Annotated in this window: 21 protein-coding genes and 2 pseudogenes; 12 read left to right on the top strand and 11 right to left on the bottom strand. The window is 63.4% G+C overall.

The window, feature by feature from the left end; genetic code table 11:
- The 4 genes from IC608_RS11655 to IC608_RS11640 all read left to right on the top strand — a co-directional run bounded on the left by IC608_RS11655 (position 1) and on the right by IC608_RS11640 (position 3,479).
- Positions 1 to 1,068: an ABC transporter ATP-binding protein gene (locus IC608_RS11655; RefSeq protein ID WP_191775556.1), complete on the top strand. Its 1,068-nt coding sequence runs from the start codon at positions 1 to 3 to the stop codon at positions 1,066 to 1,068.
- Positions 1,065 to 2,261: a CoA transferase gene (locus tag IC608_RS11650; protein WP_191775555.1), complete on the top strand. Its 1,197-nt coding sequence runs from the start codon at positions 1,065 to 1,067 to the stop codon at positions 2,259 to 2,261. The genes IC608_RS11655 and IC608_RS11650 overlap by 4 nt, the downstream gene beginning before the upstream one ends.
- Positions 2,261 to 3,058 carry an HpcH/HpaI aldolase/citrate lyase family protein gene (locus IC608_RS11645; RefSeq protein ID WP_210316340.1) on the top strand — a complete coding sequence of 266 codons (798 nt, stop codon included), beginning with the start codon at positions 2,261 to 2,263 and terminating at the stop codon, positions 3,056 to 3,058. The genes IC608_RS11650 and IC608_RS11645 overlap by 1 nt, the downstream gene beginning before the upstream one ends.
- Positions 3,059 to 3,140: 82 nt before the next feature.
- A complete protein-coding gene (locus IC608_RS11640) occupies positions 3,141 to 3,479 on the top strand; it encodes an FAD-binding protein (protein WP_210316362.1) in 339 nt (112 codons plus the stop codon).
- Here the strand turns inward: IC608_RS11640 and IC608_RS18625 are convergent.
- The 9 genes and pseudogenes from IC608_RS18625 to IC608_RS11595 all read right to left on the bottom strand — a co-directional run.
- Positions 3,416 to 3,673, bottom strand: a pseudogene (locus IC608_RS18625) (helix-turn-helix domain-containing protein); the annotation flags it as partial. The gene IC608_RS11640 and the pseudogene IC608_RS18625 overlap by 64 nt on opposite strands.
- 165 nt (positions 3,674 to 3,838) lie before the next feature.
- The gene (locus tag IC608_RS11630) at positions 3,839 to 4,573 is read right to left on the bottom strand and encodes a TIGR04290 family methyltransferase (RefSeq protein WP_191775554.1); all 735 of its coding nucleotides are present in this window, start codon (positions 4,571 to 4,573) and stop codon (positions 3,839 to 3,841) included.
- Positions 4,573 to 5,598, bottom strand: coding sequence for a UDP-glucuronic acid decarboxylase family protein (locus IC608_RS11625; RefSeq protein WP_191775553.1), 1,026 nt, complete (start codon positions 5,596 to 5,598; stop codon positions 4,573 to 4,575). Before IC608_RS11625 ends, IC608_RS11630 begins: the two co-directional genes overlap by 1 nt.
- Before the next feature lie 12 nt (positions 5,599 to 5,610).
- Positions 5,611 to 6,714 carry a CgeB family protein gene (locus IC608_RS11620; RefSeq protein WP_191775552.1) on the bottom strand — a complete coding sequence of 368 codons (1,104 nt, stop codon included), beginning with the start codon at positions 6,712 to 6,714 and terminating at the stop codon, positions 5,611 to 5,613.
- Positions 6,711 to 7,805 carry a CgeB family protein gene (locus tag IC608_RS11615; protein ID WP_191775551.1) on the bottom strand — a complete coding sequence of 365 codons (1,095 nt, stop codon included), beginning with the start codon at positions 7,803 to 7,805 and terminating at the stop codon, positions 6,711 to 6,713. Before IC608_RS11615 ends, IC608_RS11620 begins: the two co-directional genes overlap by 4 nt.
- Positions 7,802 to 8,932, bottom strand: a complete 1,131-nt coding sequence (locus tag IC608_RS11610; RefSeq protein WP_191775550.1) for a CgeB family protein — start codon at positions 8,930 to 8,932, stop codon at positions 7,802 to 7,804. The genes IC608_RS11615 and IC608_RS11610 overlap by 4 nt, the downstream gene beginning before the upstream one ends.
- A gap of 11 nt (positions 8,933 to 8,943) precedes the next feature.
- Positions 8,944 to 10,014, bottom strand: a complete 1,071-nt coding sequence (locus IC608_RS11605; protein ID WP_191775549.1) for a glycosyltransferase family 4 protein — start codon at positions 10,012 to 10,014, stop codon at positions 8,944 to 8,946.
- 71 nt (positions 10,015 to 10,085) lie between these two features.
- Positions 10,086 to 12,122 (bottom strand): NAD-dependent epimerase/dehydratase family protein, encoded by a 2,037-nt coding sequence (locus IC608_RS11600; protein WP_191775548.1) that lies wholly within the window; start codon positions 12,120 to 12,122, stop codon positions 10,086 to 10,088.
- Positions 12,119 to 13,225, bottom strand: a complete 1,107-nt coding sequence (locus IC608_RS11595; RefSeq protein WP_191775547.1) for an NAD-dependent epimerase/dehydratase family protein — start codon at positions 13,223 to 13,225, stop codon at positions 12,119 to 12,121. The genes IC608_RS11600 and IC608_RS11595 overlap by 4 nt, the downstream gene beginning before the upstream one ends.
- A 426-nt stretch (positions 13,226 to 13,651) precedes the next feature.
- Here IC608_RS11595 and IC608_RS11590 point away from each other — a divergent pair, with 426 nt between their 5' ends.
- Genes IC608_RS11590 through IC608_RS11575 form a run of 4 tightly spaced genes read left to right on the top strand, consistent with a single transcriptional unit; the run spans position 13,652 to position 17,324 of the window.
- Complete coding sequence (locus IC608_RS11590; protein ID WP_191775546.1) at positions 13,652 to 15,013, top strand: UDP-glucose dehydrogenase family protein; 1,362 nt, start codon at positions 13,652 to 13,654, stop codon at positions 15,011 to 15,013.
- 13 nt (positions 15,014 to 15,026) lie between these two features.
- Complete coding sequence (locus IC608_RS11585) at positions 15,027 to 15,287, top strand: hypothetical protein (RefSeq protein ID WP_191775544.1); 261 nt, start codon at positions 15,027 to 15,029, stop codon at positions 15,285 to 15,287.
- A 10-nt stretch (positions 15,288 to 15,297) separates the two neighbouring features.
- Positions 15,298 to 16,284 (top strand): MDR/zinc-dependent alcohol dehydrogenase-like family protein, encoded by a 987-nt coding sequence (locus tag IC608_RS11580; protein ID WP_210316339.1) that lies wholly within the window; start codon positions 15,298 to 15,300, stop codon positions 16,282 to 16,284.
- Between the two features lie 8 nt (positions 16,285 to 16,292).
- Entirely contained in the window at positions 16,293 to 17,324 is a 1,032-nt protein-coding gene (locus IC608_RS11575; protein WP_428055228.1) for a Gfo/Idh/MocA family protein, read from the top strand.
- A 1-nt stretch (position 17,325) separates the two neighbouring features.
- On the opposite strand, the gene IC608_RS11570 is transcribed toward IC608_RS11575, so the two are convergent.
- The gene (locus IC608_RS11570) at positions 17,326 to 17,583 is read right to left on the bottom strand and encodes a hypothetical protein (protein WP_191775542.1); all 258 of its coding nucleotides are present in this window, start codon (positions 17,581 to 17,583) and stop codon (positions 17,326 to 17,328) included.
- 222 nt (positions 17,584 to 17,805) lie between these two features.
- On the opposite strand from IC608_RS11570, the pseudogene IC608_RS11565 reads away from it, so the two are divergent.
- The 3 genes and pseudogenes from IC608_RS11565 to IC608_RS11555 all read left to right on the top strand — a co-directional run bounded on the left by IC608_RS11565 (position 17,806) and on the right by IC608_RS11555 (position 18,918).
- A pseudogene (locus IC608_RS11565) lies at positions 17,806 to 18,312 on the top strand (ferritin-like domain-containing protein).
- Between the two features lie 10 nt (positions 18,313 to 18,322).
- Entirely contained in the window at positions 18,323 to 18,733 is a 411-nt protein-coding gene (locus IC608_RS11560; RefSeq protein WP_191775540.1) for a VOC family protein, read from the top strand.
- Positions 18,730 to 18,918: a hypothetical protein gene (locus IC608_RS11555; protein ID WP_191775538.1), complete on the top strand. Its 189-nt coding sequence runs from the start codon at positions 18,730 to 18,732 to the stop codon at positions 18,916 to 18,918. Before IC608_RS11560 ends, IC608_RS11555 begins: the two co-directional genes overlap by 4 nt.
- A gap of 117 nt (positions 18,919 to 19,035) precedes the next feature.
- Here IC608_RS11555 and IC608_RS11550 read toward each other — a convergent pair whose 3' ends face one another.
- A complete protein-coding gene (locus IC608_RS11550) occupies positions 19,036 to 19,302 on the bottom strand; it encodes a hypothetical protein (protein ID WP_210316375.1) in 267 nt (88 codons plus the stop codon).
- A gap of 610 nt (positions 19,303 to 19,912) precedes the next feature.
- Here IC608_RS11550 and IC608_RS18490 point away from each other — a divergent pair.
- Positions 19,913 to 20,260: a DUF6766 family protein gene (locus IC608_RS18490; RefSeq protein ID WP_345890890.1), complete on the top strand. Its 348-nt coding sequence runs from the start codon at positions 19,913 to 19,915 to the stop codon at positions 20,258 to 20,260.
- The last annotated feature ends 14 nt before the right edge of the window (positions 20,261 to 20,274 follow it).

Here is a 20,274-nt window from a genome sequence, read left to right as displayed (position 1 = left end):
ATGCCGGAAATCGAACTGCGTCACGTCAGCAAGAATTATGGCGGCGTCAGCGTCATCGACGATCTCTCGCTCAGCATGGAGACGGGGGAGTTCGTGGTGCTGGTGGGGCCGTCGGGGTGCGGCAAGTCCACGCTCCTGCGCATGATCGCGGGACTCGAGGACATTTCCGGCGGCGAAATCACCATTGGCGGCAAGATCGTCAACAACATGCCGGCCAAGCAGCGCGATCTGGCCATGGTGTTCCAGAGCTACGCGCTCTATCCGCACATGAAGGTCGCCGACAACATGAGCTTTGCGCTCAAGCTCGCCGGCGTCTCCAAGGCCGAGCGGGAACAGCGCGTGGCGGAGGCGGCGCGCATCCTCGGGCTCGAAAGCCTGCTCGAACGCCTGCCGCGCGAGCTCTCGGGCGGACAGCGCCAGCGCGTGGCCATGGGGCGAGCCATCGTCCGTAACCCGCGGGCGTTCCTGTTCGACGAGCCCCTGTCCAACCTCGATGCCAAGCTGCGCGTGCGCATGCGCGGCGAGATCAAGGCGCTGCACCAGCGGCTGGGCAAGACGACGGTGTACGTCACCCATGACCAGACCGAGGCCATGACGATGGCCGACACCATCGTCGTGCTCAATGGCGGCCGCATCGAACAGGCGGGCGCACCGCTGGAGCTCTACAACAATCCGGTCAATCTCTTCGTCGCCGGGTTTATCGGCTCGCCCGAAATGAACCTCCTGACCGTAACAACGCTGGGGCCCGAGGCCCGCGGCGTGTCGCTGCCGGGCGGGGAAGTCCTCCCCATTCCCCGCCCGCTCGACCTGCCGGCCGGCACCGAGATCGTCTATGGCATCCGCCCGCAATACATCAGCCTCGGGCAAGGCAGCATCACAGCCCGCGCCGACGTGGTCGAGCCGACCGGCGAGGCCCAGGAAGTGCGCGCCTCCATCGGCGGGACGGAAGTCAGCGCCGTAATCCGCGACGCGGAATTGCTGTCGCCGGGGCAGGCTCTCACCCTTGTCGTCGACGCCGACAAGGTGCTGCTGTTCGACAAGCAAAGCGGAGAGAGGCTGGATCGGTGACGCTGGCGCAAAAGCACTTCGACGCCTCGGCCAGCGGACCTCTCACGGGACTGCGTGTAATCGACCTGTCGAGACTGATGGCCGGCAACATGCTGAGCCTGCAGCTGGCCGATTTTGGCGCCGACGTGATCAAGGTCGAACCGCCCGAGGGCGACCCGCTGCGCGACTGGAAGGAGGATGGACATTCCTTTTTCTGGAAGGCCTATGGGCGCAACAAGCGCTCCATCTGCCTCAATTTGCGCGAGGCCGCGCAGATGGATGTGCTCTGGGCGATGATGGAGACGGCGGATGTGTTCATCGAGAACTACCGCCCCGGTACGCTGGAAAAGATGGGGCTGGCGCCCGAAACGCTATTGCAGCGCAACCCCAGGCTCGTCGTGGTGCGCATTTCCGGCTTCGGGCAAACCGGGCCCTATGCGCAATATCCCGGCTTCGGCACCATCGTGGAGGCGATGAGCGGCTTTGCCGATCGCACCGGGTTTCCGGACCGCGAGCCGGTGTTGCCGCCGCTCGCCCTGGCGGACATGATCGCCGGCATCTATGGTGCATCGGCGACGATGACGGCGCTTTATGCGCGTGACGTGAAGGGTGGGGCAGGGCAGGTGATCGACCTGTCCCTGCTCGAGTCGATGTTTTCCGTTCTGGGCCCCGAGGCCGGTATCTTCAGCAAGACCGGCCGCATCAAGCAGCGCGTCGGCAGCGCCTCGAACACCGCCTCGCCGCGCAACGTCTATCGCTGCGCCGATGGCGGCTACGTGGCCCTGTCCGGCTCCACCCAGACCGTCGCGCGGCGCATCTTCGAGATCATCGGACGCCCCGAAATGAACAATGATCCGCGCTTCGCCAGCAATTCCGATCGCGTCAGGCATCGGGAAGTGGTCGACGCAGCCATCGGCGCGTGGTTCGCCCAGCGCACCCGGGATGCGGCCCTGGCAGAGATGCGCGGTGCCGGAGCAACCGTGGGTCCCGTCTACAACATCGAAGACGGCATGACCGATCCGCATTTCCAGGAACGCGAAATCATCGTGGCGCTGGACGATGCAGAGTTCGGCGCCATGCCGATGCACAACGTGGTGCCCCGGTTGTCCGAAACACCCGGCACCTTTCGGCGCGCCGCGCCCGAACTGAACGAGGACGGCCCCGAACTGCTGGCCGAACTGGGTTTCGACGCCGGCTTCCGAAGGCAATCCTGATGCGCTCGCTGCTCTATGTGCCCGCGGACCAGGATCGCTTCATTGCCAAGGCGCACCTGCGCGGCGCCGACTGCGTTATTCTCGACCTAGAGGACGCCGTGCCTGACGAGCGCAAGGATCTGGCGCGCGCCAATCTCACGGAGGCCGTGCGCAGCCTGCGGCAAGGCCAGGGCCAGGTCGCGGTCCGCATCAATGCCGGTTCGGAGGCCGACATCTCGGCCGCGCTAGCGGCAGGGATCGATCTTCTCGTCAGTCCCAAGGCCGACAGCGTCGCCGACGTGGAGGCGCTTGATGCCATCCTGCTGCGCCATGGCGGCGGCTCCACGCCGGTCCTGGCCACCATCGAAAGCCCTGCGGGCATTCTTGCCGCTGCCGACATCTGCAGGCATCCACGCCTTGTTGCCGTGAACGTGGGGAGTGAGGATCTCGCGCTTGCCTTGGGCGGCTCGCCTGATCCCGACGTCCTGCGTCTCCCCAAGCTGCTGGTGCACTACGCGGCCAAGGCCGCCGGCAAGCTCTCGCTGGGACTGCTGCGCTCGATCGCCGATTATGGCGACGTGGACGCCATTGCGGAGGCTGCGCGGGAAGCGCGCCGCCACGGTTTTGACGGTTCAACCTGCGTGCACCCTTCGGCCGTCCCCATCCTCAACACCGCCTTTGCGCCCAGCGCCGAGGAGGTCGAATGGGCGCGCAAGGTGATGGAAAGCGCCGGCACCATCGGGCTCGATGGCCAGATGATCGACAAGCCCCTGCGCCGGCGCGCCGAAGCGATATTGCGCAGCGCCAGCGGCCGATAAGGTCGAGCGGGCAGGGGGCACCACTCGACCCCTTCGCGGTCATTGGCGCACGTCATTAGAATTGTCAAAAGCGCCCTCTGAAATGGTTTCCTGCGCTCGACGCCACCGGCTCCAGGTTTTCGGACGTGACAATGCCCTGGACATCGCCATCCGGGGTGGCGGGCACAATGGGCCCGGTCTCGGCAGCGTCGATGACGGTCTGATGATCGATCTCTCGATGATGAAGGGCGTCCATGTCGACCCGGCCAGCGCGACAGTGCGGGTGAATCCCGGCTGCACGTCGGGCGACGTCGACCACGCCACGCACGCCTTTGGTATCGCCGTGCCGTTCGGGATTGTGTCGACGACAGGCGTCGGCTTGAGACCGTGCAGCGTCAGGTGTGGGGTCTGCGAGATCCGTTCCAGAATAAACGCTCGGTGATCGCTCAGAACCGGACGGCGATGCCCGCCCATCTGCCCAGGCGCCACCGAGCCAGTCTGCCGATAGCGCCGGCTCCACTTGATGGCCGACGACACCGAAACACCAAACCGGCTCGCCGCCTCGTGGCAGCTCTGACCCGCCAATATCGCAGACACAACACGTTCACGAAGATCGTTCGAAAGTGGTCCAGCCATTGATGCTGGCCTCCACTCCAGCACCAATCTTGAATCACAAATCAGACCAAGCCGGAATCCCATGAGTCTGCTTCAAGGTGAAACGATCTAGGGGTGCGGATCGTGCGGTTGTCTGGTTGGGCGTTGAGTCTGCGATGGCACCCTTTGCTGATCGCGTTTGATGTGTCAGGCATAAAGTCTGGCAGCGTAAGGACGGTCAGCCCGATGACACAGGTAAACTTCCGGATCGGGATTGGCGTCAATGGCGAAGCCGGATGTGCGCAGCATGGCTTCGGTGGCGGCTTTGTTCGGGATGAACCAGTTGGTGGGGTCGCCGGCATAGTTGTGTTCGATGAAATAGAGGCGGGGGAACCCCTCGTCCTGGAAGGGTGTCCAGTCCGAGAAGTCATAATCCGCCGCGGCTTGGGCAACTTCGGAGGTGCCGCGCTGCATGGTCTGGAACAGCAGCATGTCGCCCGCGACGTGCTCGTGGATCAGGTCCAGCGCCAGGAGGGGATGGCGAAGGTGGTAGAGCACGCCCATGAAGATCACGAGGTCGAACCGCTCCTCCAGATCGGCGACTTCGTAGACCGACTTCTGGGCGAACTCGATGTCCAGCCCTTCCTGTTCGGCAGCAAAACGCGCTTGGCGCAGATAATGGGGGTCGGCGTCGATGCCCAACACCCGGCCGGCGCCGCGCCGCTTCATCTCCATGGCGTAAAAGCCAGCGTTGCAGCCGATGTCGAGCACACTGCGGCCGTCAAGGTCATCGGGCAGCACATGGCGGAACCCCGCCCACTTGAAGGCAGGGTAGTCACCCAGGAAATGGTTAGGCGCCGTAGGCACGCCGCCAATAGTTATATTCTGAAACCAGGGCCCAAGTGCCTCGATCTGCTCCTGCAACCGGCTGTGCTCGTTCATTAAACACCTCCGGCAAGCATGGGGGCGGCGTCCTGCTTCAGCCGCGAGCGGCGCGACAGGCCCAGATCCTGAGCGAACCAGGCGATGGTTCGCGGCAAGCCCTCGGACAAAGGTATCTTGGGTGCCCATCCAAGGAGTTCCCTGGCCGCCGTGATGTCGGGGCGGCGGCGCTGCGGGTCGTCGGTGGGCAACGGGCGGTGAACCAGCGTCGAGCGGGTGTCGACCAGATCGAGGATCATGTCGGCAAGTTCGGCAATGGTGAACTCGCCGGGATTGCCAATATTGACCGGCTGTTCCGGGTTCGGGCCGGACTCCATCAAGGCCATGAGTCCATTGACGAGGTCGGACACGTAGCAGAAGGAGCGGGTCTGTTCGCCGGAGCCATAGATGGTCAGCGGCTCGTTGCGCAGGGCCTGCACCACGAGGTTGGAGATAATGCGGCCGTCATCGGCGCGCATGCGCGGGCCATAGGTGTTGAAGATGCGCACGACGCGCGCGTCGACGCTGCCTGCGCGCAGCATGTCGAAGCAGAGGGCCTCGGCGGCCCGCTTGCCTTCGTCGTAGCAGGCCCGGGGGCCGGTGCAGTTGACGTGCCCCCAGTAATCCTCGCGCTGCGGGTGCTGCTCGGGATCGCCGTAAACTTCGCTGGTGGATGCCTGGAGGAACCTGGCGCCATGCTGCTTGGCGAGATCGAGCAGATGGGCGGTGCCCGCAACGCTGGTCATCATGGTGAGCAGCGGGTCAGCCTGGTAGTGGGGCGGCGAGGCGGGACAGGCGAGATTGTAGACTTGGTCCAGCTTTTCCTCAATCTGCAAAGGCGAGCGAACATCGTGCGTGATCATCTTGAAGGCGGGATGATTGTCGAGCGGGCCGACGTTTTCCGGCCGCCCGGTCAGGAAACTGTCGACGCAGATGACACGGTGACCCGCGTCGAGGAGAGCATCGCACAGATGCGAGCCGACAAAGCCGGCGCCTCCGGCGACCAAAACGGTCTGCTGGCGTCGTGCACTGAGCTTTTCGAGCATGGGATTCTCCTGTCAGGCGGTGATGCGGCGGGGTGGGGTCTGGGCGGCTTCGAGGTCCGCCAAGTGGTCAAGCAGCTGGCTGGCACGGGCGGCGCCGGTGTGATGTTCGAGGGTGATCCGATGCGCGGCCCGGGCGATCCGGTCACGGTGAGTTCCACTGTCGTCGCGCAGAATGCGTACGACGTCGTCAGAAGAGGTTGCCGTCAGGATGGCTTCTTCCAACGGGAAGAAGTCGCCGAGCCCGATCCACTCATCGCTGATGACCGGCGTCCTGCAGGCGCCAGCTTCGAAGAGGCGCACGCTGGGGGACCAGCCGGCTGCGATCATGTCCTGGCGCGTCACGTTGAGGGTGTATCGCTGCTGGTTGTAGAAGAGCGGGTGATCAGCGGGCGGGAGGTGCTCAATGCGCGTGACATTCGCGGGCCAGTCGATGTTTTCAGGGTACTGCGGCCCGGCAACGACAAAGCGGCACTCCGGCAGCCGGCGCGCCGGCTCGATCAGCAGTGCGTCGAGCGTTGGCTGGCGGTCCGGACTATACGTCCCGAGATATCCCAAATCCCAACGCCGGTCGGCGGAAACCGGGCGGTAACGCGTGGCGTCGACCGAGCAATAGAGGGGCAGGGCCTTAGCGGCTCCATATTGCTGCTCGAGCCGATCGAGCACCTTGCCGCCGGAAAAGGAGAAATACGCATCAAAGAGCGGCAGCTGATCGCGCCGCAAATATTCCTCGTCGCCGCGGTCCAGCTTGGCGAGGGTGACGGGTGTGTCGATGTCGTAAAAGCCGAAAACCTGCGGGCGCCGCCGCGCAAGTGCATCGATTACGGCCGGCCCGTCCTGGACGTAGGAGCCGACGATGACGGCCCGAGCATTCGCGAGGTGGGCCGAAAACCGCTCCAGGAGGTCGGGGAGATCTCGGTAGAGGTAGAAGTCGCAGAAATCAGGGCTGGGGAGGTCACGGTGCGGTGCGTACCAGGGAACGTCCTGCTCCAGGAACAGGACGCGAGCACCTTCCTCTTTCAAACCGCGCAAAAGCGAGCGGTAGGTGGTGGCGTGGCCATTGCCCCAGGAGGAGGAGAGCGTGAGCCCGATGAAGACGATGTCATACCCTTGGCTCATTCTGCGGCCTCCATGGCGCGCTTGGCGAAGAGCTGGCGGATAACTCCGTCGGCCTGCCGCGCGCGATCGGTGTAGGTATGATCACGTAGGACCCGTGCGAGGGCGGCCTTGCCGATTTCGGCAGCTCGTTCGGGGGTCAGGCTTTTGAGTACCTCTGCGACATCCTTGCGGTCGCGCACCACGAGCACTTCCCGGTCCGGTTCGAGGAACAGCTCGAGACCCTGCCATGCGTCGGTGATGAGACACGCGCCGGCGCCTGCCGCCTCGAAGACGCGGGTGGCCGGGGAGAACCCAATGCTGGCCATGCTGTCGCGGGAGATGTTGAGAACCGCGAGCGGAGAGGTGTTGAAGGCATTGTGGTCGGCGGTGCGGACATGACCGACATAGTCGACGTTGGCGCTCATCGGCTTGTCGCCCCAGCCCGAGCCCCCGAGCAAAAACCGACGCTCTGGCAAGTCTGCGGCAGGCCGAAGGAAGAATTCTTCCACCCGCTGCTCGCGATCGGGCAGGCGATTGCCGAGGAAGGAGAGGTCGGCTGCAAAGCGCGGATCTGCCGGCACGGGATGGTGCGTGTCCGGATCAAGCCCGTTGTAGATCGGGACACAGATTATCGCGCCCAGATCCTGATAGGCTGTTATCACAGGGTCGCCGCCGCCATAGGTGAGGACGGCATCGATCTGGGGCAGCAGGCGCCGCAGGCGGTGGTTGGGGTCGGGTCGAATTTCTGCCAGCGTGGCCGGCGCATCCACATCCCAGAAGATGCGCACGGCATCGGGACGCGCAAAGGCCACGATCTGCTCGAACAGCAGGTCATCCTCGAAGCCCACGCCACTGGCTTTGATAACCACATCTGCTTCGGCTGCGGCGGAGGCCGCGGCCTTCAACGCATCGATGGTGCCCTCGTAGACGACGACGCGGCACCAGTCGGGCGGGTCGATATCCCGGTTTTTCTGCCGGTCGTAGACGTCCGGTTCATAGAAGGTGACATCGTGCCCCAGTCCGTGCAGCGCCTTGATGACGCCGCGGTAGTAGGTGGCCGCGCCATTCCAGTAGGCGGAAACAAGGCTCGAGCCGTAAAACGCGATCTTCATTCTGCTGCCTCCACCGATGCCATTGCATTCCGAACCCCGGCGCTCCCATGCGTGGCGAGGATGTCGAGCAGTTCGTCGACGCGATGGGTACAGGTGTGGCGCGAGCGGATTGTCTCGATGCCCTTCGCGACGAGGTCGTTCCTTAGCGCCGCATCGTCCAGCACGGTGCGCAGGTGGCGTTTCATCGCGGTGCCGTTGGCTGCAACGAGGTAGTCGACACCGGGGCGGAAGAGATTTTCGGCGTCCGTCCACGGGGCGGAGACCAGCGGGATACCGCAGGCGAGCGCTTCGAACATGCGGATGGTCGGAATGCCGGGAAGGGCCTCGACGTATGGGCGGCGAGGAATGTGAACGGTGGCCCGGTGACGCGCGAACGCCTCCGGTACACGGGCATTGGCGATCCAGCCGCCGAATTCGAGACCGGCGTGCGCAATCCGCTCCCTGGCCTCCCCCGGATAGCGAACGCCGCGCACCGTTCCGCTCAGTTGCAGGTTCGCCGCAGGTTCAATGAGGAACTCGGAAATCTCACGGGTGCGCTCGTCGTCGCCCCAGTTGCCGACCCAGATCAAATCACGCTCCGGCGCGATCTGGGGCAGGGGATGAAAGCGGTTGGTATCGGCGGCCTCATGCCAGGTAAAGACGTTTTGCCCCCAGCCGGCGTCGAGATAGCGCTGGCGCAGCACTTCCCCGAAGGCCAGGATTATATCGTAGGAGCCCAGGGTCAGCCCGGCGATCTCTTCCCGGGCAGAGATGGCGCGATGATGCGTGTCGTGGAATACGAGCGTGAACGTCCCGCCACGAGACCGAATTTGGCCCAACTGCGAGACGATGGTCGGGTCCGTCCACTCATGGACCACCACGACGTCGGCATCGGCTACCGCCGCCTCGTGGTCGAAATCCAGCCCGTACGTGTTGGTCTTGAGCTCGGGGAACGTCCGGTGGAAATCATCCTCGGCCCCCGCTCCCTGGTCGGCTATCAGGTTGGTACGGCTCCAGGAGCCGGCGGGTTCGAGGGCCCGCGCCTCGTGGCCCCGGTTGATCAGGTCGTGCATCACGCCGCGCAGGAAATGGGCGTTGCCGTGATTCCAATCCGAAACCAGCGAGTGCATGTAGAACAGGAAGCGCATAGGGTTCTCTCTCAGGCGCGCAGAAGCTGCGGAGCGTGGGCAAGGCAATCGCGATAAGCGTCGCGCATGGCTTTGGCCTGCCGGGTAAGGGTGAAGGTGCGGGAGTGCTGGTAGGCGGCCGCTGCCAATTCGCGGCGCCGCTCCTCATCGCGCGCGAGCTCGTCGAACGCTTGCGCGAAGCCGTGTGCGTCATGCGGCGCTACAAAATGGGCAGCGCCATCCCAGAGCTCGCGATAGGTCGGGATGTCGGCCAGCACCAGCGTCGCCCGCGCCGCAGCCGCCTCAAGGGGAGCAAGCCCGAAGGGTTCATAGAGCGAGGGCGAACAGAGGATCGCAGCCTCCGCCAGAATCGACCGCACTTCAGTGAAGGTAAGCTGTCCACGATGAACGGCTTGCTCGATGGGCACGTACTGCCCGGCCGGCCCACGGTTGTCGCCCGCCAAGATGACCGGCACGGTCGTGTGCGCTGCTGCCGCGTCGAGGGTGATGGCGTTCTTGCCATCGTCCCACCAGCGGGCAGCAGCGAAGACGAAGGGCTGTTTTTCGGTGGCGGACGGAATTGGGCGGACCGAATTGTGCACCACGCGCAGGTTTGCGATGGCGCCATAGCTTCTGGCCAAGGCATCGGCATGAGATTGGCTCGGCGCGATGACCATGTCGCAGTTGTCGAAGCCGGCGCGGTTCCGACGCTGCTGCCACTGCCAGGCCTCAGGTACAGCCGTGCCGCGCACGGCCGCGAACCAGGTGACGACGCAGGAATGGGAAACAACGAGCACTGGAACCGGCAAGACGAGGCCAGCCGCTTGCGAAGGCAGGTTGAGGTGCACGAGGTCCACCTGGCGCTCGGCTACAAGCGCGGCCAGTGCAGGGGGAATGGTGTCGAGCGCCCGTTCGTCTTCCACCAACCAATCGAGCGGCGTATTGAGCCAGACCAGGTCGCCGTGCCGCAAGGCTTCATTGCGCAGCGCGGCCGAAGGCTCCGGGCCCATGCCGGCGAAGGTGAAGCGGAAGCCCTGCTGGCGCAGACCGCCCGCCAGGTCCATGGCGTAGCGCCAGACACCGCCCACTGCATCCAGTGTCATCAGCACGTGCACCGATGGTGCAGCTTTCCTGCCGGGGCCGGCTAATTGTTGTGTGTCGGGCGTGGTCATCGTCAGGCAGTGGTCCGCACGCGGGAAATGGGGCGGCGCATGTCCCGGTTGTCGGCGAGCCAGGTCGCAAGGTCGCGCAGGCCATCCTTCCAACCCATGATCCGATGCCAGCCGATTTCGTCTTCAAGCCGCTTGGTATCGGCAACGAAATAGAGTTGGTCGCCGGCGCGCCAGTCGTCGGTGCTGATCTCGACCTTATCCCCGATCATGCGCTGAATTTCACCCAGCACCTGCAGGAGGCTGACGGCGTTAGCTGGGCCGCCGCCCAGATTGAAAGCGCGCCCGGAACAGCGCTCGATGTTGTCGAGAACACCGCGATAGGCGGCGACGGCGTCGCGAACGTGAAGGATGTCGCGCACCTGCTTGCCGTCGCCATAGATGGTGATCGGCTTGTCTTCCAAGGCGCGGATCAGGAAGTGGGCGACCCAGCCCTGATCTTCGGTTCCGAACTGGCGAGGGCCGTAGATGCAGCTCATGCGCAGGACGGCGCTCTTGAGGCCGAACGACTTGGCATAGTCCAGGACATACTGATCGGCGACGCCTTTGGAACATCCATAGGGCGTGCAGAAATCGAGCTTGCGATCTTCGCTGACGCCACGAGCACCGGCGATCTGATCGAGGGGGACGTAGCGGTCCTCCCGCTCGGACATGCCCATGTCGTCCAGGCCGCCATAGACCTTGTTGGTGCTGGCAAAAATGACCGGCGCGGTGCCGCCGGCGCGGCGAACCGCCTCGAGCACATTGAGCGTGCCGCGCGCATTGATGTCGAAGTCGTCGAAGGGGTGCACGAGGCTGGTCGTGACCGCCGTCTGCGCCGCGAAATGGAAGACAGCGCCGGCATCGGCGAGTGCCGGTTCCATGCTTGGCAGATCGCGCACATCGGTTAATACGGGATGTACACGATCGCCGTGGTTATCCGTTAACCAGGCCAGGTTCTGGTCCACCCCAGGACGGCTCAGATTGTCGATGACGATGACATCGTGCCCATCCGCAAGAAGGGAATGGGCGAGGTTCGAGCCGATAAAGCCGCAGCCGCCGGTGACGGCAATCGGCTTGGCGCGGCCGGTGACGGCGGGAGAAGAGTAATCCATTTGTGTTCGTGCTCCCTTGGCAACTTCGGAGACGCGCGCCGTTCCACCTTCGGCGAGCAGGCGCGCGAGGAGCTTTGGCCGCCCGGCAGCGTCATTGATGCCCAGGTGGTAGTGGCGAGGGTCGAACCAGAGACCCTCCTGCACTGGGACATCTGCAGGCAAATCACGCCAGGCGTACCAATAGAGGCGGTCGGCTGAGACCTCGAGCGCCGTGGCGAAACGCCGGACCTGCTCGAGTTCGTCGTTGCGCCAGGTCGAGTAGCCGGTTTCGGTGATCCAGAATTCCGCTTCGGGATTGTAGCGGTCGAGGATGTCGCGCATCTCGCGCAGATGGAGGTCCCACCCGGCCCAACTACCCTCTTCGCTGTCCCATGTGCCGGGGAAGCCGTGCAGGCCGACCGCATCGACGACGCCTAAAACCCCTCGCTCACCCATGAGATTGAGCCAATAGGGGTCGACGGGGCAGGGACCGCCGAGAACCGGTTTCCAACCGCGGCGCTTGGCCCAGTATGCCGCGCCCCCAACCATCTCGGAAAACAGCGCGTAGTCCTGATCTTCCCGCCAATCCCAGTCGAGCAGGTTGTTGGGTTCGTTCCAGAGTTCGATATGGGCGAAATGGGTCCCATGCCGGGTGAGGATATAGTCGACGAAATCGGCATATGCCTTGAGGTTCCGCGGCGCGCCGGACGACTTGCCGGTGCGGGAAAGGGAGGGCGGCGTGTAGTGGAGGCAGGGGAGCAGTTCCACCTGAGAGCCCACGCGCGGCAGGAGCCAGTCGAACCAGGCCTCGCCACCGGGCGCGAGATATTCTGCCCAGGAGACGTGGGTGCGCAGGTATCTTGCGCCGGAGGACTTCAACCCAGCAAGCGCCTCTTCCACCCGTTCGTAGTCACCGGGGCGGAACCATTCGACAAATCCGAACGGCTTTTGGCGCGGAGGAGCACTCATGAAACGAGGCCCCGCTGCTCGAGTCCCTGCCGCATTTCCGCGCCGCGGTCGATGATGACTTCACCGCTGACCCAATCCGCCAGTTCCCCAAGGCTGTCTTCCAGAGGCTCCCTGGGCTCGAAGCCCAGCAGGTCGCGGGCTTTGGAGATGTCGGCGAAGCAGTTTCGGATATCGCCGGAGCGGGCCTTGCCGAGGATTTCCGGCGCGATCTGAGGCCTGCCCATGGCCTGAGCCAACATGCGGACTACCTCCGAGATGGAGTAGGATCGGCCACTGCCGACATTGATTACCTGGCCGGCTGCGTCGGCTTTTTCCAGCGCAAGGCGGAAGGCCCGCGCGACATCGCGCACATGGATAAAGTCGCGGCGCTGCTCCCCGTCCTCGAAGACGGTTGGAGCATTCCCACTCGCGAGCCTTGAAGCGAAATTGGCAAGAACACCGGTGTAGGGGTTGGAGAGGGCCTGGCCGGCGCCGAAGACATTGAAGAGCCGCAGCGCCACAGCGGGTACGTTGTAGGCCTCGCCGAAAATCAGTGCCTGGCGTTCCTGAGCATATTTGGTCAGCGCATAGATGGAGGCCAGATCGACGGGCTTCTGCTCGTCTGTCGGAACAGGGTGAAGGGATTTGCCGTCTGCCGTCCGCGGGTTCCAACCGCCCGAGCGGATGTCGGCGGCACGGCGGCGCGCGTTCAGGACGCGTTCCCCGCCGGCTGTATCGTAGGCACCTTCGCCGTAGACGCTCATTGATGAGGCGACGACGACCTTCTTGATCTCGCGCCCGATCATGTTCTCGAGCAACACAGCCGTGCCGAGGTCATTGGCGCCGACATATCGGGCAATTTCGTATTGAGACTGGCCGACGCCGACTTCGGCCGCAAGGTGGATCACCTGCTCCACGCCATCGAGGGCCTCGCGCACCGCCGCGGCGTCGCACATTTCACCCCGGATGAAGTCGACGCCATCCGGAATAGCCGGGGCTGTGTCACCGTGGACCTGTTCGATCAATGCATCGAGGATGCGGACGGAGTAGCCTTGGGAAAGAAGCTCCTGCGTGACATGACGGCCGATAAATCCGCAACCACCGGTGATGAGTACCTTGGACACCTTACCCTCGCGTTCGGTTTGACCACGACAGGGGAAGAAGCCATCGGCCGATCAGTTCCTAGGCCGCAGGTTGGGAGACCGGGCCGCGACTGGCCGTTTCTGATGCTCCGAGACGGGTATAAGCCCACGGCAGAAGGGAAGAAGAAGCTGCAGCAGGTGGGAAACTGAACCCTGCATCGGCGCCAGAAATTCAGGTCACTCCATCCTGGATTGCTATCCCAAGTTAGATTTCGCGCGAATTGTTCAGGAGTCACAGTTCCATATCCGAAAAAATTGGAAGGGTAATCAACGGAATTGCGGAAGATGCGGCCGACTGAAGCATCTTCATCTTCATCATCATCAATGACTTCTTCAGGAACCGGTCGCGCAAGGCATCGTTGACGGCCGGGGCGCATCTGCCGCGCCGGCAGTCAACGAGGTTCGAGTATGAAGATCGCGATGATCGGTGCGGGTTATGTGGGGCTGACGACTGGCGCCTGCCTGTCCCGCTTCGGCAACTCTGTCTGCTGCGTGGACATCAATCAAGCGCGGGTCGACAGTCTTCGCGCCGGAAACATACCGATCTACGAGCCAGGGCTGTCCGACCTGATCAAGGCGAACGTCGATGCCGGCAGGCTGACTTTTTCAAGCAGCGCCGAAACCGCCGTGGCTGATGCCGACCTGGTTTTTCTGGCTGTTGGCACGCCACCGCTGCCGGACGGAGATACGGATCTGCAGTTCATATTGGGGGCGGTCGATGCCGTGGCACCGCATATGCGAAGTGACGCGGTCTTGGTGGTGAAATCCACTGTTCCGACCGGTGCGGCGCAGCTGGTGCGTAAGCGTGCCGTCGCCGCCCGCGGAGGCCGGGCCGTAAGTGTGGCTTCAAACCCGGAATTTTTACGCGAGGGTTCGGCGCTGGAGGACTTTATGGCCCCCGACCGCGTCGTGATCGGCGCCGATGATGGGGTTGCAGAGGATCGGCTTCGACGTCTCTATGCCCCACTTGCGGACCTGACGACGCTGCTTGTTACCAGCACAGCCAATGCCGAACTCATCAAGTACGCTGCCAATGCCTTCCTTGCGCTCAAGATCGGCTTCATCAACGATATTGCCGATCTCTGTGAGGCCACAGGGGGCGATTGTGCGGCAGTCTCGAAAGGCATTGGCCTTGATAGCCGGATCGGCGAAGCCTTCCTCCGGCCGGGCCCAGGTTTTGGTGGCTCCTGTTTCCCCAAGGACACGCGCTCGCTCGCGGCCACCGGCCGGCGCTATGGCGCGCCGCAGCCGCTGGTCGAAGCCCTCGTCGAGCGCAATCTCGAGCGGCAGGTCGCAATCGGTAGACGCCTCAGTGCTGTCCTAGGAGCAGGTAGCCGGGTGACGGTGTTGGGTGCTGCCTTCAAGGCAGGGACCGATGATCTTCGCGAGTCTCCGGCGCTGGCTATCGTCGACGCACTTCTGGAAGACGGTCATACGGTCCATATTCATGACCCCAAGGCGCGTGAGGTCGGCGAGCGGCTGGTGACGGGTGCGAAGTGGTCCAGCTCTCCCTATGAAGCTGCCGCCGGGGCCGACGCTGTCGTCGTGGCGACAGAATGGCCGGAATTCGCCGCGCTGGACTTCGAGCGCCTCGCCCGAATGATGAGCGGCCGCCTCATTTTCGATCTGAGAAACATTGTCGATCGCAACGCAGCGCTTGCCGAAGGCTTTACCCTTCACAGCGTCGGCCAGCGACCCCAGGGGCCAGTGCGCCGTCCGCGCTCCGGTGGACGCGCCGCCATGGCCGACCTGGCAGCGTCACCTCTCTAGAAAGGACACTTCCATGAGTTCATCCGAACAGACCACGGATCACGACACCATCCGGAAATGGGCCGAAGAGCGTGACGGCCACCCCGCGATCATTCGGACCGGCGGCAAGGGCGGCATCCTGCGTATCGACTTCGGGGAGCCCGAGGAGAACCTCGAACCGGTGGACTGGGACGAGTTCTTCAGGGTCTTCGACGAGAACAAGCTTAACTTCCTCTACCAGGACAAAACCAGTGATGGCGGAACAAGCCGGTTCAACAAGTTCGTCGACCGGTAAGGCCATTGTCATGGACAGTTTGAACATGATCGAAACCGGGACCATGCAGGCGGCCGTCGTCACTGGTCCCGGGACCGTTGAGATCCAGACACTGCCCCTGCCGCGGCCTGGGCCGGGGCAGGTTCGGCTGCGGCTCGAGGGTTGCGGTGTCTGCGCCTCCAACCTCACGCCCTGGGCGGGTCCTGAGTGGATGCAGTTCCCGACCGAGCCCGGTGGGCTCGGCCATGAGGGCTGGGGAATTGTCGAGGCTATCGGGCCGGGGGTCGCCAAGGTCAACGAAGGCGACCGGGTGGCAAGCCTCTCCTATCACAGCTATGCAACCCATGACCTGGCGGAAGAGGACCAGTTGGTCCTCCTGCCGCCGGAATTTGCGGACCGGCCATTCCCTGGCGAACCGCTGGGCTGTGCCATGAACATCTTCCGGCGCAGCGAAATTCGCGCCGGCCAGACGGTGGCCATCGTAGGCATCGGTTTCCTTGGCGCACTGCTGACGCAGCTTGCGACGGCGGCAGGAGCCCGCGTCATCGCTCTTTCACGCCGTGAGTGGGCGCTTGAAATTGCCCGCCAGATGGGAGCCGCGCAGAGGATCCCGATGGACGACCACTGGCAGATCATCGAAATGGTGAAGGAGCTGACCGGCGGCACCTTCTGCGACCGCGTCATCGAATGCACGGGCAAGCAATGGCCGCTCGACCTCTCGGCGGAACTGACGGCCGAAGGCGGCAGGCTGATCATTGCAGGATATCATCAGGACGGCCCGCGCCAAGTGAATATGCAACTCTGGAATTGGCGGGGCATTGACGTCATAAACGCCCATGAGCGGCGGCCCGAGGTGTACCTCGAGGGGGTGAAAGCCGCTGTCGAGGCGATCAATGAGGGACGGCTCAGGCCCTGGCCTCTCCTCACCCACTCATTTGGATTAGAGCAATTGGACCACGCCCTGGACATGACGCGGGACCGTCCTGACGGATTCATGAAAGCTGTGGTGCTCTATTGATGGCTTTGATGGATATGCAACCCCTTGATGCTCCTGTCTTGCACAAGCCCAGGATCGGTTTTGCCGGCGTTGGCTGGATCGGTCGCAACCGGATGGAGGCTCTGCTGGGAAGCGGCGGCTGTACGGCCGCCGCCATCGCCGAACCGGGCGCTGAGAATGCCGCGGCGGCTGCCGAACTGGCGCCAGATGCCATCATGTTGGAGAGCTTCGAGGACCTGCTCGACGTGCCGGACCTGGACGGCGTGGTGATCGCGACCCCCAGCGCTGCCCATGCGGAGCAGTCCATGGCCGCGTTGGAGCGTGGGCTGGCGGTGTTCTGCCAGAAGCCATTGGGGCGCAATGCCCGCGAGGCTTCGGCGGTCGTATGGGCGGCCCGCCGGGCTGATCGGCTCCTGGGCGTGGACCTTTCCTACCGGCATACTGCCGCCATGGCCGCGGTTCGCTCGGCGCTCCAGGAGGGCAGGGTGGGGAACGTCTTTGCCGTCGATCTGGTGTTCCACAACGCCTATGGGCCGGACAAGAGCTGGTTTTACGACCGCGCCCTGTCGGGTGGAGGCTGCGTGATCGACCTTGGTGTGCATCTTGTCGATCTTGCCCTTTGGACGCTTGGTTTTCCGGAGGTTGTGTCGGTCGACAGTCAGCTCTTAGCCGGCGGAATGGCGCTGGTCGGCCCCGAGCAGGTGGAAGACTACGCGGCGGCGACAATCAAGCTGGCCAATGGTGCGATCGTGCGCCTCACGTGCTCGTGGAACCTGCATGCCGGTCAGGAGGCAGAAATCGGCGCGTCATTCTACGGCACACACGGCGGCTTGGAGATGCGCAATGTCGGCGGGTCGTTTTATGACTTCGAGGCCCGCGAACTCCATGGCACGGCTGCCACGACGCTTGTCAGCCCGCCGGATGCGTGGGGTGGACGTGCGGCGCTCGATTGGCTCGCCCGCCTCGAGCGCTCGGCACGGTTCGACCCGGCAGCGGGGGAGCTGACAGCGGTGGCTGAAGTGCTCGACCGGATTTATGGAGCGGCTGGCATTCGGGCTTGATCTATGTGCGACACTGGCCAAAGCGCTCCCCGCGTCCGATGACCGTCTTCTGCAGCCCCCCGTTCTCCGGCACCGCATGGTCTTCGGGCGATTCAGGCAAGGGCACGTCCCCATAGGCGCTCTCGTTGCGCTGCCGCGCCAGCTCGTACGTCGCCAGCGCGGCGGCTTCCGCCTCACTGGAGGCGACCAGCGCCGCTGCCCGATATGGCGGGATCCCGAACTCGCTGCTCATGAATTGCACTTCGCGCTGCTTTTCCATCGGCTTTTCCTTTCGGCATCTGACTGATGGGAGCGCGCGAGGGCGGCTGGAGTTGCGGGGCTTCACCTGGATGTATACGCGGGTCTTCGACAGATCAGCAGTGCCTGCTCAGACAGTGTCCCGAAGGCGGAGAAACTGCTCCGGCCGTTATTGTTAACCGCAGTTAGCAAGTGCAGCCTCGCCTGCTGGGTTGGCTTGTCTCCTTATAGCACAGGAGATGCCATGACTTCCCCCTTCGATCTCTACGTCACCGGCCTCAAGAAGGCTCATGCGATGGAAAATCAGGCCCTCTCCATCATGCGGCCACAGGTAAACCGCATCGAGCACTACCCGGAAGTGGCAGACCGCCTGAACCAGCATATTCGTGAGACTTAGGGGCAGATTCAACGCCTCGACGAGTTACTCGAACTGGCGGGTTCCGATCGTTCGACCCTCAAGGACACCATGCTGAGCCTGGGCGGAACGATGGCGGCTCTGGGCCATACCGTGGCGCCGGACGAGATCGTCAAGAACAGCTTTGCAAACTACGCTTTCGAAAATTACGAAATCGCCGCCTACACCTCGCTCCGAACGCTTGCCGAGCTGGCGGGGGTAAACCAGGCTGCCGATCTCCTCGGGCGCTCGCTCGATGAAGAAGTTGCCATGGCCGAGTGGGTTGAAGTCCAGATCGTTCCCCTGACGCAAAAATTCGCGGCATTAAGCGCCAGTGAAGAAGCGGCCAAGAAGTGAGGTGAGCGATATGGCAACTGCAAGCAATGTGGCGACCTACCTGCTTTGCCGCGATCTTGAGATAGGACAGCAGTTCTACGCGGCGCTTGCTGATTATCGGCTCGCGGAGAGAGGTCCGTGGTTCGTGCTCCTCGCGCTTGACGGCGAAGAGAGGCAGCGGCTGTGCCTCGTGGACTGGGTCAGTCAGTTCGTGCCCAGGGCGGCCCGTGGTGATCCGCAGGGAGCGTTTCTGGAAGTGGTAGTCGAGGACGTCGCCGCGGCCGTGGGTGCAGTGCGCAGTTTCAGCATCGAAATCACCGAAGAGCCTATTGCGGGAGACGCGGGGTCTCGCGCCACGGCACGCGATCCGAACGGCCACATGGTTGCGGTGACAACGCCGGCGGCGCGTTTCACGCAGCCACCGAGAAAGACCATTGCATGAGCAAGCATGCCGCCGATGCAGATGCGCGTCCGGAACTCGACCAGGTCCTGACGGATCGGGCACAAGGACCGGCGGAGCGCGCCGTGCTCGGGTTTGAGCCAATGGGCACGATGATCAGGCTCGTTGCTTTCGTTCTGTTTTTCGTCCTCGTAGGAGGCAGTCTCTTCTATTGGCTAAATCTCTGATGCCCTCGAACGCTGAACGCGCGCTGATTGGGGTAACCGACTCCGCGGTTTGCCCGACCCCCCCAAGTCCCGTTGGGAGCTGTTGCCTTTCTCAAAAGCGAGATGGCCTGACGACGACTAACGTGCGCTAAGCCCAAGGAGGGTGATCGCCAGGATCAGCCCGGCAACCAGGGCGAGAGGAACTGCGATCATCCAAGGCGAAAGCCGATCCCGCTGCGGCGCCGAAACTTTGGATACCTGCGGCGTTGGCGTGCCGCCAGCTTCGGCGTCCGTGCCGAGAGGCGCGGCTGCCGGGTCGAGAAAATCGACCTTATCGCCTGTTCGGCCGGCATCGATATCCGCGCGCAATTGGTCTGTGTTCAGGCCCCTCTTGCTCTGAGCCACCTGTTTTCTCCTTGCAGCCTAGCTTTCAACGATCTCGAAGGCGGTTGTTGCGCAAGGGCACCCGGTCGGGTTGGGGCACCTCGTCCTCGCTTGCCAGTTGGCCATCCTGTCCCGCAGTTCATCGTCCTCAGGGAAGTCGTTCTAAACGGTTTCTGTGGAGGCCTGTCGGCGCGGGCAAATTCTTCGTGCCATCTGTTTGCACTGTGCCGCACTTTCGGCGGCGTTGTGCGTGGCCAAGTTTCCGCAAAGACGTCGCCGAGTCGATTGGCAAAGCCACCGTCGTGCTCAACAGCGGTGCAGGGAACTTGAGCCATTGTTCTCCTCAGCAATCGGATGCGTCATTCGCCTTTATGGTGCGAATGCGCGGCGGCTGGAGAGGTTGCCGAAGCCTCGACGATTTGGCCGCAGATGCCAACTGCGGCAATAGGGTGTGACCGTCCCCGAAGCCCTCCTGCTTTGCACCTTGTCGCTCCGACAGCACTGGCCACGGTCACCCTGACCTCCGCCACGCGCCTCGTCATGGGGGCGCTGTACGCGCGGCTGCCTGGGTCACGCTCTGCTTTTTCGTGTTTCTCTCGCCGGCCATTGGATCTTTGGCTGGTTTGCATTCGTGGATGACCAGTTGAGCCACGGCGAAGCCGCGCAATTGGGCCCTTACCTAATGGAGATGGGGAGAGACACTCTCGAAAACTGGCAGTCAGAGTTCCTGCAACTGCTTTGGCAGGTCGGTGGTCTCGCTTACCTCTTTTATCTGCGATCGCCCCAGTCGAAAGAGGGAGCCGATCGTGTAGAAGCCAAGCTCGATGAGACGCTGCGTCTGCTGAGCCCCGAGCGGGCGACGAGATTATCAAGGCCATTGATGAAGCCTATGCTGGCCACAGGGCCGATCCTGGGGCGGACAGGAGGTTTTCCTAGATGTTGCCACTGGGATGGCACTACCCATGGGCGTCTGTGCTGAAGCTGCCGTACTAG

This window comes from Devosia oryzisoli (assembly GCF_014837245.1).
Classification (GTDB): domain Bacteria; phylum Pseudomonadota; class Alphaproteobacteria; order Rhizobiales; family Devosiaceae; genus Devosia; species Devosia oryzisoli.
This window is presented reverse-complemented; position numbering and strand designations above follow the sequence as displayed.

Bases quoted from the DNA above. Each gene is read 5' to 3' on its own strand.
- IC608_RS11655 (WP_191775556.1), top strand. From the start codon at position 1: ATGCCGGAAATCGAACTGCGTCACGTCAGCAAGAATTATGGCGGCGTC.
- IC608_RS11560 (WP_191775540.1), top strand. From the start codon at position 18,323: ATGGCAACTGCAAGCAATGTGGCGACCTACCTGCTTTGCCGCGATCTT.
- IC608_RS11610 (WP_191775550.1), bottom strand. From the start codon at position 8,932: ATGCGCTTCCTGTTCTACATGCACTCGCTGGTTTCGGATTGGAATCAC.
- IC608_RS11645 (WP_210316340.1), top strand. From the start codon at position 2,261: ATGCGCTCGCTGCTCTATGTGCCCGCGGACCAGGATCGCTTCATTGCC.
- IC608_RS11605 (WP_191775549.1), bottom strand. From the start codon at position 10,014: ATGACACTGGATGCAGTGGGCGGTGTCTGGCGCTACGCCATGGACCTG.
- IC608_RS11630 (WP_191775554.1), bottom strand. From the start codon at position 4,573: ATGAACGAGCACAGCCGGTTGCAGGAGCAGATCGAGGCACTTGGGCCC.
- IC608_RS11585 (WP_191775544.1), top strand. From the start codon at position 15,027: ATGAGTTCATCCGAACAGACCACGGATCACGACACCATCCGGAAATGG.
- IC608_RS11600 (WP_191775548.1), bottom strand. From the start codon at position 12,122: ATGAGTGCTCCTCCGCGCCAAAAGCCGTTCGGATTTGTCGAATGGTTC.
- IC608_RS11570 (WP_191775542.1), bottom strand. From the start codon at position 17,583: ATGGAAAAGCAGCGCGAAGTGCAATTCATGAGCAGCGAGTTCGGGATC.
- IC608_RS11625 (WP_191775553.1), bottom strand. From the start codon at position 5,598: ATGCTCGAAAAGCTCAGTGCACGACGCCAGCAGACCGTTTTGGTCGCC.
- IC608_RS11575 (WP_428055228.1), top strand. From the start codon at position 16,293: ATGGATATGCAACCCCTTGATGCTCCTGTCTTGCACAAGCCCAGGATC.
- IC608_RS11615 (WP_191775551.1), bottom strand. From the start codon at position 7,805: ATGAAGATCGCGTTTTACGGCTCGAGCCTTGTTTCCGCCTACTGGAAT.
- IC608_RS11620 (WP_191775552.1), bottom strand. From the start codon at position 6,714: ATGAGCCAAGGGTATGACATCGTCTTCATCGGGCTCACGCTCTCCTCC.
- IC608_RS11580 (WP_210316339.1), top strand. From the start codon at position 15,298: ATGGACAGTTTGAACATGATCGAAACCGGGACCATGCAGGCGGCCGTC.
- IC608_RS11590 (WP_191775546.1), top strand. From the start codon at position 13,652: ATGAAGATCGCGATGATCGGTGCGGGTTATGTGGGGCTGACGACTGGC.
- IC608_RS11555 (WP_191775538.1), top strand. From the start codon at position 18,730: ATGAGCAAGCATGCCGCCGATGCAGATGCGCGTCCGGAACTCGACCAG.
- IC608_RS11640 (WP_210316362.1), top strand. From the start codon at position 3,141: ATGGTTTCCTGCGCTCGACGCCACCGGCTCCAGGTTTTCGGACGTGAC.